This is a genomic window from Paraburkholderia sp. RL17-383-BIF-A, assembly GCF_046028015.1.
Taxonomy (GTDB): domain Bacteria; phylum Pseudomonadota; class Gammaproteobacteria; order Burkholderiales; family Burkholderiaceae; genus Paraburkholderia.
Genome location: NZ_JARESR010000038.1, coordinates 66,253 through 78,622 on the forward strand (window position 1 = coordinate 66,253; position 12,370 = coordinate 78,622).

Consider the following 12,370-nt stretch of genomic DNA (forward strand, 5'->3'; position numbering starts at 1 on the left):
GCCGGGCAGTGACTTTAAGAACCCGGCCAGCAACAACTATATGCAGTATTTGAATCTCACTGAATCATCGAATTTAGCCAAGGAACCGACATGAAAGTTTTCTACGACAAGGACGCCGACCTCTCCCTCATCAAGGGCAAGCAAGTCACCATCATCGGCTATGGCTCGCAAGGCCATGCGCACGCGCTGAACCTGAAGGAAAGCGGCGTGAACATCACGGTCGGTCTGCGCAAGGGCGGCGCATCGTGGAGCAAGGCTGAGAACGCCGGCCTGCAAGTCAAGGAAGTGGCGGAAGCCGTCAAGGGCGCAGACGTGGTCATGATGCTGCTGCCGGACGAGCAGATCGCCGAAGTCTATGCGAAGGAAGTGCACGCCAACGCCAAGCAAGGCGCGGCGCTCGCGTTCGCACACGGCTTCAACGTTCACTACGGCCAGGTGATTCCGCGTGCCGACCTGGACGTGATCATGATCGCGCCGAAGGCGCCGGGCCACACGGTTCGCGGCACCTACTCGCAAGGTGGCGGCGTGCCGCACCTGATCGCTGTCGCGCAGGACAAGTCGGGCGCAGCACGTGACATCGCGCTGTCATACGCTGCGGCGAACGGCGGCGGCCGTGCTGGCATCATCGAAACGAACTTCCGCGAAGAAACGGAAACCGACCTGTTCGGCGAACAAGCCGTGCTGTGCGGCGGTACGGTCGACCTGATCAAGGCCGGCTTCGAAACGCTGGTGGAAGCAGGCTACGCGCCGGAAATGGCGTACTTCGAATGCCTGCACGAACTGAAGCTGATCGTCGACCTGATCTACGAAGGCGGCATCGCGAACATGAACTACTCGATCTCGAACAACGCCGAATACGGCGAGTACGTGACGGGTCCGCGTATCGTGACGGCTGAAACGAAGAAGGCGATGAAGGCTGTGCTGACCGACATTCAAACGGGCGAGTACGCAAAGAGCTTCATCCTCGAAAACAAGGCCGGCGCACCGACGCTGCAATCGCGCCGCCGTCTGACGGCCGAGCACCAGATCGAACAGGTCGGTTCGAAGCTGCGCGCAATGATGCCGTGGATCGCGAAGAACAAGCTGGTCGACCAGTCGAAGAACTAAGCTGATTCAAGCTGATGTCCGGTGCGGCGCTATGCCGTAACAACCGGACAGATCAAAAAGCCGTCCAAGGGTGCTGAACCCTGGGCGGCTTTTGCTATCCTACGGTTTTACAAAAACACAGAAGCCATTCATGAATTACCCACATCCGATCATCGCGCGAGAAGGCTGGCCGTTCATCGCCATCGCGGCCGTCGTTGCACTCCTGATTCACTTCTTCGCGGGATTCGGCGTTTCATGGCTGTTCTGGCTGCTGTTGATTTTCGTCGTGCAGTTCTTCCGCGACCCGGCACGCCCGATCCCCACGCAGGCGAATGCCGTGCTGTGCCCGGCCGACGGCCGTATCGTCGCAGTCGAAACCGCGCACGATCCGTATGCCAATCGTGAAGCGCTGAAGATCAGCGTGTTCATGAACGTCTTCAACGTCCACTCGCAACGCTCGCCGGTGGACGGCGCGATCTCCAAGGTCGAATATTTTCCGGGTGCGTATCTGAATGCCGCGGTGGACAAGGCTTCCACCGAAAACGAACGCAATGCGATCGTGATCGAAACGGCCGGCGGCCAGACCGTGACGTCGGTGCAGATCGCCGGTTTGATCGCGCGGCGCATTCTTTGCTACGTACGGGCAGGTGAGCCGCTCACCCGTGGTCAGCGTTACGGATTTATCCGCTTCGGTTCGCGCGTCGACGTGTATCTGCCGGTGGGCAGCCGTCCGCGTGTGTCGATTGGCGAGAAGGTTTCCGCGTCGTCCACGATCCTCGCTGAACTATAAAGCGGCACCAAGGAGGTTTTCCGAATGGCCGCATTCAAACCGCGTCGACCCCGTAACAGCGGACCGCTTCCGCGTCCGTTCCGCCGTAACAAGCCGATGGTGACGGAGTCGGCGGTCGACAGCCGGCGCGCGCAGCGCCAGCAGTTCCTGAGAAAGCGCGGCATTTATCTGCTGCCGAACGCCTTTACCACGGCGGCGCTGTTCTGCGGCTTCTTTGCCGTGGTGCAGGCGATGAATGTGCGCTTCGAGGTCGCGGCCATCGCGATCTTCGTGGCCATGGTGCTCGACGGCATGGATGGCCGCGTCGCCCGCATGACGCATACGCAAAGCGCGTTCGGCGAGCAGTTCGACAGCCTCTCCGACATGGTGTCGTTCGGCGTGGCGCCGGCGCTCGTCATGTACGAGTGGATTCTGAAGGACCTCGGCCGCTGGGGCTGGCTTGCGGCGTTCGTCTACTGTTCGGGTGCGGCATTGCGTCTCGCGCGCTTCAACACGAACATCGGCGTGGTCGACAAGCGTTTCTTCCAGGGCATGCCGAGCCCGGCCGCGGCGGCGCTGATAGCCGGTTTCGTGTGGCTCGCCACGGACAACCGCGTGCCGCTCAAGCTGGTCTGGCTGCCTTGGGTCGCCTTCGTGCTGACCATCTACGCAGGCGTGACGATGGTGTCGAACGCGCCGTTCTATAGCGGCAAGGCGCTCGACGTGCGGCATCGCGTGCCATTCGGCGTGATTCTGCTGGTGGTGGTCGCGTTCGTGCTGGTGTCCTCCGACCCGCCGCTGATGCTGTTCGGCCTGTTCGTGCTTTACGGCCTGTCCGGCTACGTGTTCTGGGGTTATCAGGCGTTACGCGGCAGGGCCAACCCGGCTCGGTCGGTGGCGCGCGACAGGTAATCGGTCGCTAGCGCAACGGGTTGAAACACACGATCAAACGGCGGCCTTCGGGCTGCCGTTTTTCGTTTGACGAGCCCGTCTGGCGGCGCCGGCAAGCGGGTCCGGCGCCAATTGCGTGGCGGCGGGAATGCCGCTATAGTCGTTGGATGACTGCGTTCACGTTCCTCGTGGAGTCGCACTACGTGCCTTGACGGGCCATTGAACATGCCAGTGCCGGGGCGTCTGCCGCGCTGTTAGCAGAGAGCAGGGCCTTTTTGCCGCGCTGACCGTTTTTGCCCTCCGTCTGCCTCGTCTGTGATCGAGTATTGCCAGCGCTAGCGCAGACAACCGAATTCCACTATCCCATCCCCACCATTGAACGACTCCGCAGGAGACTCGACATGTCCGACAAACTGATCATATTCGACACCACGTTGCGAGATGGCGAACAATCGCCCGGCGCGTCGATGACGAAAGAAGAAAAAATCCGTATCGCGAAGCAGTTGGAACGGATGAAGGTGGACGTGATCGAAGCAGGCTTCGCGGCAAGCTCGAATGGCGATTTCGACGCGATCCAAACCATCGCGGGCCTGATCAAGGACAGCACGATCTGTTCGCTTGCCCGCGCGAACGACAAAGACATTCAGCGCGCGGCCGACGCGCTCAAACCCGCCGATCACTTCCGCATCCACACGTTCATTGCAACCTCGCCGTTGCACATGGAAAAGAAGCTGCGCATGACGCCGGACCAGGTGTTCGAGCAGGCAAAGCTGGCGGTGCGCTTCGCCCGCAAATTCACCGACGACGTCGAGTTCTCCCCCGAAGACGGCAGCCGCTCGGACATGGACTTTCTGTGCCGCGTGCTGGAAGCGGTGATTGCCGAAGGCGCGACGACCATCAACATCGCGGATACGGTTGGTTACGGTGTGCCGGAGTTGTACGGTCAGCTTGTGAAAACGCTGCGCGAGCGCATTCCGAACTCGCATAAAGCTGTGTTCTCGGTGCATTGCCATAACGACCTCGGCATGGCGGTGGCGAATTCGTTGGCCGGCGTGCAGATCGGCGGTGCGCGTCAGGTCGAGTGCACGATCAACGGCCTTGGCGAGCGCGCGGGCAACACGTCGCTCGAAGAAATCGTGATGGCCGTGAAGACTCGCAAAGATTATTTCGGCCTCGATATCGGTCTCGATACCACGCAGATCGTGCCGGCTTCGAAGCTGGTGTCGCAAATCACCGGTTTCGTCGTGCAGCCGAACAAGGCGGTGGTCGGCGCGAATGCGTTCGCGCACGCGTCAGGCATCCACCAGGACGGCGTGCTGAAGGCGCGCGACACCTACGAAATCATGCGCGCCGAAGACGTGGGCTGGAGCGCGAACAAGATCGTGCTCGGCAAGCTGTCGGGTCGTAACGCATTCAAGCAGCGTCTGCAGGAATTGGGCATTGCGCTGGATAGCGAAGCGGAACTGAACACGGCGTTTGCGCGCTTCAAGGAACTGGCCGACCGCAAGTCGGAAATCTTCGACGAAGACATTATCTCGATCGTCACGGAAGAATCCGCCGAGGCGCAGGAGAAGGAGCACTACAAGTTCCTGTCGCTGTCGCAACATTCGGAAACCGGCGAGCAGCCGCACGCGAAGATCGTGTTTTCGGTGGAAGGCAAGGAAGTGACCGGCGAAGCGCGCGGCAACGGCCCGGTCGACGCCACGTTGAACGCGATTGAAACGGAAGTGGGCAGCGGCTCGGAACTGCTGCTGTACTCGGTGAATGCGATCACCACCGGCACGCAGGCGCAAGGCGAAGTGACCGTGCGTTTGTCGAAGAGCGGGCGCATCGTCAACGGCGTGGGCACCGATCCGGATATCGTCGCGGCTTCCGCGAAAGCGTATATCTCGGCGCTCAACAAGCTGTACTCGAACGTGGACAAGTTGAATCCGCAGCGTTCGGAGTGAGTGAACTGATGGCAGCGCGCTGACGGCGCGACGCCGGTTCGTCGTTTGAATCGCAGAAGCCCCGTGCCTTGAATGGCATGGGGCTTTTGCATTGTGGCGTTACTCCGTTGCCGTACGCCGCATCGACCAGCCGCGTGACGCGCGCGCCTGTGCCTGCACCTGATGCCGCACTTCGACGGCGATGCCGCGTTCCGGTGCATCGGCTACGAACGTGTCGAGCAGTTCGCGCACGTCGTGGTCGACGAAATCGGCGCGCGTCGCATCGACGATCACCGTGGCGCCGTCGGGAATCTGCTGCAGGTAGTGCTTGAGCGGCACTTTGCCGAGAAACGACACGTCCTTGCGAAACGACAGCAGATAGTGATCGCCGTGTTGTGCAAGCACGATCGGGCTGCGCAGATTCGCATACAGCGCGAGCAGCACGCTGCACAGAATGCCGAGCACGATGCCGATCAGCAGATCGGTTGCGAGCACACCGACCAGCGTCACGATAAACGGGGCGAACGGCGCGAAGCCCTGTTTCGCGACGGCGACGAACAGCGACGGCTTGGCGAGCTTCACCCCGGTGAAGATCAGGATCGCCGCGAGGCAGGCGAGCGGAATCAGGTTGATCACGCTAGTGAGCGCAAACACGCTGACGAGCAGCAGCACGCCGTGAATGATCGCCGAGAGCCGGCTTTGCGCGCCCGCATGCACGTTGGCCGAACTGCGCACGATCACCGACGTGATCGGCAATCCGCCGATCGCACCCGCAATCAGGTTGCCGACGCCTTGCGCCTTCAGCTCGCGATCCGGCGGCGCGGGGCGCCGCTCGGGATCGATCTGCTCGACCGCTTCGAGGCTCAGCAACGTTTCCAGGCTCGCGACGATCGCCAGCGTGATGGCCACGCGCCAGACGTCGGGATTGACGAGTTGTGCGAAGTGCGGCCCAAAGTCGGCCCACTCGAGCGCAAGTCGCAGCGCGGCGAACGACTCCAGCGGCGGCAGCGCGACCCGATGTTCCGCGGGCGGCGCGAGCGACGGCGTCAGCACGCTGAGCAGCAATGTCGCGCCGATTCCGAGCAGGACGACCGCGAGCGGTGCCGGTACCCGGCGCACCAGGGCGAAGCGGCGCAGGGCGCGCGTTTCCCAGCCGATCAGAATTGCCAGAGAGAGCAAGGTGATTACGCAGGCCGCGAGAGAAATCGAACCGAACGGCGTGACGATCGCGCCGGCGGCTTGCGCAACGGGTTGCGCGCCGGACGAGGCGTTCACGCCGGACAGCCCGAGTGCGAGCGGGAACTGCTTGACGATCAACAGCACGCCGATGGCGGCGAGCATGCCCTTGATCACCGGCGATGGCACGTAGGCGGCAAAGCGGCCGGCTTTAAGCATGCCGAAGCCGAACTGGATCGCCCCGGACAGCAGCACGGCCAGCAGGAAGGCGGAGAAGCTGCCGAGTTGCGCGATGCCGTCGACGACGATCACGACGAGGCCCGCGGCCGGACCGCTCACGCTCAGACGCGAGCCGCTCAGCACGGCCACCACCAGCCCGCCGACAATGCCGGAAACGAGCCCGGCAAAAGGCTCGACGCCCGATGCATTGGCAATGCCGAGACAGAGCGGCAGCGCCACCAGAAAAACGACCGTGCCCGCAAGCAGGTCGCGCTGAAACGTGGAGAAAAAAGCTCGAAGGTTCATGGTGTCGGTGCGGTGAGGTGTAGGGCCTGGTATGCGGCAAAAGCCGAACCGGATCGGATCCGCATGAGGTGTCGCGCTAAGCGGCGGCGCTGTGGGCGGCGGTGGTGCAGGTCATCGCGTCGTCGGCTTCGTAGCCGGACGTGAGGACCTTGATGCGCCCATCTTCGAGCGCGAAGATCCAGCCGTGCACGAGGGGCGCCGGATCGGCGTCCTGCACGATAGGGTGCGCGCGTAAGCCGCGTACCTGTTCGAGCACGTTCAGTTCGGCGAGGCGATCGACGCGCTGCCGCTCGTCTGCGTGGCCATCCAGTTCTTCGTGGTGTGCTTTGGCGAGTGCGCAAAGCGGCGCGATCCGGCGATTCACATGCGGCAGGCTCGGCTCGGGCGGCAGCAGCGCGGCGCGCACGCCACCGCATCCATAGTGGCCGCAGACGATCACATGGCCGACCTTCAACACCTTCACCGCGTATTCGAGCACGCTCGCCGAGTTGTCGTCGCCGGCTTGAAAGAGGTTGGCGATATTGCGGTGGACGAACAGGTCTCCCGGCTCGCAATGTGTGATGGTCTCGGCGGGCACGCGGCTGTCCGAGCAGCCGATCCACAACACGTGCGGATTCTGGCCGCGCACCAGGTGGCGGAAAAATGCGGGGTTGCGCACGGCGGTTTCGTGCGCCCACGCTACGTTGGCGACCAACAGGCGTTTGGGACGGTTCATCGATAACGGCTCCGTAAGTGGTGCGCATTCATTCGGCGCCGAATTCACGGCTACGCTCGTGCGGCCTCATGGGAGACCAGCGCTGAATCAATGCTTACGAAAGCCTTTCTATCAAAAAATAAATCCGCTGTGCGCGAAATAAAATTCGCCGCCATGCGTAATAAATAAAAAAAAGCCGCCTGAAGAGGCGGCTTTGGTAGATGCGCGGCGCATTGCGCGTCATTTGCGCATCGCTCAGAACAGGCTGCGGCGATCCGGATCGTGCAACGGATCAGGCGTTTTCTGCGTGAGCCGGACGATGCCCTGGTCGTCGAAATAAAAGCTGTACATCATGTACCAGACGTTGTCTTCCAGATAGCGATAGGTCCAGACTTCACGCTTCATCAACGGGAAGTAGGCCGTTTCGACCGGGCGGCCGAAATTCACCAGCACGTCGCTCTTGGTCCACTTGCCGATTTCCGCGCGGTAGAACTCGTTGGGTTGCAGCACCTGGCGCACGTTGACGATCTTGCCGGCCGCGTCGATGTCGGCCGCGGTGGTGGTTTCGCCCATCGGCTGGGTCGGCCACATCAGCCGCTTCCCGCCGTTGGGCAGGTCGTAGCTTTCGCGCGGCGGGCCGAGACGCGCGACGATGGTGGATTCATCCGCGCCCTGGGTGTATTGCTGCCAGGGCTGCACGCAGCCGGCAAGCGTCAAGGCGCTCAGGCAGACGAGCGCCGCGCGGCGCAGGCGCTTAGCGGCCGGCGCTCCGATCGAGGCCGCCGTGACGTGGTGGCGGTTGAACATGTATTCCTCCGATGGCGTGTGAGTAGCGGTTTTTATCATCGAGACGCATTATTTTGACACGCGCTGCGGCAAAAGATTTGCGCTTCGTGAAGGCTGGCCGGGTAGTGGGGTAACGCTTGGCCCGGCTTGCTTATTCCGTCCCGAACCCCCTATGATCCGCGCTTTCACCAATCTGGCGGGGCGATGACGATGGCAAAGTGGCAACGAACGGCCGTGGCGCTGACAGCGCTTTTGATGACAGCGGCGCACGCGGCGGGCGAGCCGGCGACAAACCCCACGGCCGGCGCCGCAGCCAGCCCCGCAGTGAGTCCGGCAGCGAAGCCGACGGCTAACGCCGCAGCAATACCGGCAGCTAACGCCGCAGCGAAGCCCGCGAGCAAACCCACCGGCACGCCGATCCAGCTGGCGTTGATCGAAGGCATGTCCGGCCCGTTCGCCAACGCGGGCGCGGCGGTGGAGCGCAATCTGCGCTTCGGCGTCGAGCAGGTGAATGCGCACGGCGGCGTGAAGCTCGCCGACGGCGCGCATCCGTTCGAACTGGTCGTGCTGGACAGCAAGGGCGGCACCGAAGAGGCGCTCACGCAACTGCGCGCGGCCGCCGACCGCCATATCGGCTACATCCTGCAAGGCAACAGCTCGGCGGTCGCCGCCGCGCTGATCGGCGCGATCGACAGGCAGAACAGCCGCGAACCGGGCAACCGCGAACTGTTCCTCAACTATTCCGCCGACGACCCCGCCCTGACCAACGCCAACTGCAGCTTCTGGCATTTTCGCTTCGACGCTCACGCGGGCATGCGCATGGATGCGCTGGCCGACGTGATCCAGCGCGACAAGGCGGTGAAGAAGGTCTATCTGCTGAACCAGGATTACAGTTTCGGACACGACGTCAGCAGCCTCGCGCGCTCGACGCTGGCGACGAAGCGGCCGGACATTTCGGTCGTCGGCGACGAATTTCATCCGATCGGACGCGTGAAGGACTTCGCGCCGTACGTGGCGAAGATCCGCGCGAGCGGGGCGGACGCCGTGGTCACGGGCAACTGGGGCAACGACCTGACGCTGCTCGTCAAGGCCGCGCGCGAACAGGGGCTGGACACGAAGTTCTACACGTTCTATGGCAACAGCCTCGGCGCGCCGGCCGCGTTGGGCGACGCCGGCGTCGGCCACGTGATCGCGGTGGCGGACTGGCATCCGAACGCCGGCGGCGCGGCGTCCGATGCCTGGTACGCCGCCTTCCGGGCCCGTTTCCCGGCCGCGCAGGACGATTACCCGGTGCTGCGCATGTCGCTGATGATCGAAACCCTCGCTGCGGCGATGAGCCGCGTCGGCAGCGCCGATCCGACCGCCGTGGCGAAAACGCTGGAAGGCATCAGGTTCGACAACGGCTTTCACGCTTCCTGGATGCGCGCCGACGACCACCAATTGGTCCAGCCCCTTTACGTGATGGAAATGGACAAAGCCGGCACGCCGGGCGTGCATTTCGACAACGAGGGCTCCGGCTATGGCTTTCGCACGGTGCTCGAGCTGCCGGGCGAGCGCACGGTCTTGCCGACCGTTTGCAAGATGAAGCGGCCATGACGCGGGAAAGGCGTGCCATCGCCCGTCACAGCGGTGTTCGCGGCCGGATTGGGCTGTGCTACAATACGCGTCCCGTTGTGAGGCAGGCCTGTATCCAAGGCATGTCAGCAATATTGAAAGCACACGGGTAACCCACGGCACGGCCTTTCTTCCGTGACCGCCTGTCTAGTTCTTAAGGAAATCGACATGTCCGCAGTTGAAACAAGCAAGAAGTCCGAAGTCGTCGCGCAATTCGCACGCGCAGCTAACGACACCGGCTCCCCCGAAGTTCAGGTCGCGCTGCTCACGACCCGCATCAACGAACTGACCGTTCACTTCAAGGCTCACACGAAAGATCACCACAGCCGCCGCGGTCTGCTGCGCATGGTGAGCCGCCGTCGTAAGCTGCTCGACTACCTGAAGGGTAAGGACGCGGATCGTTACCGCGCACTGATCGAGAAGCTGGGTCTGCGTAAGTAATCGGCCAGTCGTTCAGCAAGATGCCTGTGTCAGTTCCACTGATACAGGCATTTTGTTTTTGCACGGTGCGCTTCATGTGATGCGCGCCGGCTGTTCTCCGCAGTGGCGTGCAGGTTCATGCGGCGGAAGCAGCGAAGCGGTAATCAGGCAGTAGAGCAAGCAGTAAAACAGTTTCATGGCCGGGCTTCAGGGCGGAGCTTTGTGTCATTCCAGCGGTTCGCGCGCGTCCTCGGCGTCAAGCGTGGCTCTCTGGAATGGCATAACACTACTCTTCCCATGCGGCGCCGGTCCTGGCGTTGCCGCGCCGCTTCTGGTCCGCGCGGCATTACGAAGAGGAAAAGCAATGACTATGTTCAATAAGATCGTCAAAGAATTTCAGTGGGGACAACATAAGGTTCGCCTCGAAACCGGCGAGATCGCTCGTCAGGCGAGCGGTGCCGTGATCGTCGACGTCGAAGATACCGTGGTGCTGGCCACCGTGGTCGGCGCCAAGACGGCCAAGCCGGGCCAGGACTTTTTCCCGCTGACCGTCGACTACCTCGAAAAGACCTACGCCGCCGGCAAGATCCCGGGTGGCTTCTTCCGTCGCGAAGGCCGTCCGTCGGAAGGCGAAACGCTGATCTCGCGCCTGATCGACCGTCCGCTGCGTCCGCTGTTCCCGGAAGGCTTCTACAACGAAGTGCAGGTCGTGATCCACGTCCTGTCGCTGAACCCCGAAATCCCCGCTGACATTCCCGCGCTGATCGGCGCGTCGGCAGCGCTCGCCGTGTCCGGTCTGCCGTTCAATGGCCCGGTCGGCGCAGCACGCGTGGCCTATATCAACAACGAATACGTGTTGAACCCGACGCGTCCGCAAATGAAGGAATCGGCACTCGACCTGATCGTCGCCGGTACGGAGCGCGCGGTGCTGATGGTGGAATCGGAAGCGCAGCAACTGAGCGAAGAAGTGATGCTCGGCGGCGTGGTGTTCGGTCATGAGCAAATGCAGATCGCGATCGACGCGATCCACGAACTGGTCCGCGAAGGCGGCAAGCCGGAATGGGATTGGCAGCCGGCGGCGAAGAACGAGCCGCTGATCGCACGCGTGACGGAACTGGCGCAAGCCGACCTGCTCGCCGCCTACCAACTGCGCGACAAGCAAGCCCGTTCGACCAAGCTGAAGGAAGTCTACGCAGCCACGTCGAAGAAGCTGGAAGAAGACGCGGCAGCAAGCGGCACGGTGGCGGCCGACAAGGCAACCGTCGGCAACGTGCTGTTCGATATCGAAGCGAAGATCGTCCGTACGCAAATCCTGAACGGCGAACCGCGTATCGACGGCCGCGACACGCGCACTGTGCGCCCGATCGAAATCCGTACCGGCGTGCTGCCGCGTACGCACGGCTCGGCACTGTTCACGCGCGGTGAAACGCAAGCGCTGGTGGTGGCAACGCTGGGCACGAAGGGCGACGAGCAGAACATCGACGCGCTCGAAGGCGAGTACCGCGAACGCTTCATGCTCCACTACAACATGCCTCCGTTCGCGACCGGCGAAACGGGCCGCGTCGGTTCGCCGAAGCGCCGTGAAATCGGTCACGGCCGTCTGGCCAAGCGCGCGCTGGCTGCATGCCTGCCGAGCGCCGACGAATTCGGCTACTCGATTCGCGTCGTGTCGGAAATCACGGAGTCGAATGGTTCGTCGTCGATGGCTTCGGTGTGCGGCGGCTGCCTCGCGCTGATGGACGCCGGCGTGCCGATGAAGGCGCACGTCGCCGGCATCGCGATGGGCCTGATCCTGGAAGGCAACAAGTTTGCCGTGCTGACCGACATCCTCGGCGACGAAGATCACCTCGGCGACATGGACTTCAAGGTGGCGGGCACGGAACAAGGCGTGACCGCGCTGCAAATGGACATCAAGATCCAGGGCATCACCAAGGAAATCATGCAGGTCGCCCTCGCGCAAGCGAAGGAAGGCCGTCTGCATATCCTCGGCAAGATGACCTCGGCGGTGTCGGGCGCGAACACGGTGCTGTCGGACTACGCACCGCGCATGATCACCATCAAGATCAATCCGGAAAAAATCCGCGACGTGATCGGCAAGGGTGGTTCGGTGATCCGCGCGCTGACCGAAGAAACCGGCACGACGATCGATATTTCGGACGACGGCGTCGTCACCATCGCCAGCACGAGCAGCGAAGGCATGGCCGAAGCGAAGAAGCGTATCGAGAACATCACGCTGGAAGTCGAAGTGGGCCAGGTGTACGAAGGCACCGTGCTCAAGCTGCTCGATTTCGGCGCGATCGTGAACATCCTGCCGGGCAAGGACGGTCTGCTGCACATCTCCGAAATCGCCAACGAGCGTATCAAGGACATCAACGACTACCTGAAGGATGGCCAGCAAGTGAAGGTCAAGGTCATCCAGACGGACGAAAAGGGCCGCGTGCGTTTGTCGGCCAAGGCGTTGCTGAACGAAGGCGCGAATGG

11 protein-coding genes are annotated in these 12,370 nt (G+C 62.6%); 7 read left to right on the plus strand and 4 right to left on the minus strand.

Translation table 11 applies throughout. The features are described from left to right. Positions 1–90: 90 nt before the first annotated feature. From ilvC to P0D71_RS30995, 4 genes are all read left to right on the plus strand, one after another. Entirely contained in the window at positions 91–1,107 is a 1,017-nt protein-coding gene (gene ilvC, locus P0D71_RS30980; RefSeq protein WP_091795894.1) for a ketol-acid reductoisomerase, read from the plus strand. A gap of 130 nt (positions 1,108–1,237) precedes the next feature. Beyond that, positions 1,238–1,876 (plus strand): phosphatidylserine decarboxylase, encoded by a 639-nt coding sequence (locus P0D71_RS30985; RefSeq protein ID WP_011487483.1) that lies wholly within the window; start codon positions 1,238–1,240, stop codon positions 1,874–1,876. 24 nt (positions 1,877–1,900) lie between these two features. Further along, entirely contained in the window at positions 1,901–2,767 is an 867-nt protein-coding gene (gene pssA, locus P0D71_RS30990) for a CDP-diacylglycerol--serine O-phosphatidyltransferase (protein ID WP_091795892.1), read from the plus strand. A gap of 380 nt (positions 2,768–3,147) precedes the next feature. Next, a complete protein-coding gene (locus P0D71_RS30995) occupies positions 3,148–4,695 on the plus strand; it encodes a 2-isopropylmalate synthase (RefSeq protein ID WP_408483408.1) in 1,548 nt (515 codons plus the stop codon). A 99-nt stretch (positions 4,696–4,794) separates the two neighbouring features. Here P0D71_RS30995 and P0D71_RS31000 read toward each other — a convergent pair whose 3' ends face one another. The 4 genes from P0D71_RS31000 to P0D71_RS31015 form a co-directional block, all read right to left on the minus strand. Continuing rightward, positions 4,795–6,375, minus strand: a complete 1,581-nt coding sequence (locus P0D71_RS31000) for a SulP family inorganic anion transporter (protein ID WP_408483409.1) — start codon at positions 6,373–6,375, stop codon at positions 4,795–4,797. 76 nt (positions 6,376–6,451) lie between these two features. Next, a complete protein-coding gene (locus tag P0D71_RS31005) occupies positions 6,452–7,090 on the minus strand; it encodes a carbonic anhydrase (protein ID WP_408483410.1) in 639 nt (212 codons plus the stop codon). Positions 7,091–7,324: 234 nt separating this feature from the next. Continuing rightward, positions 7,325–7,876: a hypothetical protein gene (locus tag P0D71_RS31010; RefSeq protein ID WP_408483411.1), complete on the minus strand. Its 552-nt coding sequence runs from the start codon at positions 7,874–7,876 to the stop codon at positions 7,325–7,327. A gap of 164 nt (positions 7,877–8,040) precedes the next feature. Further along, positions 8,041–8,298: a hypothetical protein gene (locus tag P0D71_RS31015; protein ID WP_408483416.1), complete on the minus strand. Its 258-nt coding sequence runs from the start codon at positions 8,296–8,298 to the stop codon at positions 8,041–8,043. Between P0D71_RS31015 and P0D71_RS31020 the strand changes: the two genes are divergently transcribed. The 3 genes from P0D71_RS31020 to pnp form a co-directional block, all read left to right on the plus strand. Continuing rightward, positions 8,180–9,451, plus strand: coding sequence for a branched-chain amino acid ABC transporter substrate-binding protein (locus P0D71_RS31020; RefSeq protein ID WP_408483415.1), 1,272 nt, complete (start codon positions 8,180–8,182; stop codon positions 9,449–9,451). The two genes, P0D71_RS31015 and P0D71_RS31020, sit on opposite strands and share 119 nt — an antisense overlap. Positions 9,452–9,637: 186 nt before the next feature. Beyond that, positions 9,638–9,910 (plus strand): 30S ribosomal protein S15, encoded by a 273-nt coding sequence (gene rpsO / locus P0D71_RS31025; RefSeq protein WP_011487489.1) that lies wholly within the window; start codon positions 9,638–9,640, stop codon positions 9,908–9,910. 343 nt (positions 9,911–10,253) lie between these two features. Continuing rightward, positions 10,254–12,370 (plus strand): polyribonucleotide nucleotidyltransferase (pnp, locus tag P0D71_RS31030; protein ID WP_408483412.1); only part of this gene is annotated, 2,117 nt, incomplete at its 3' end.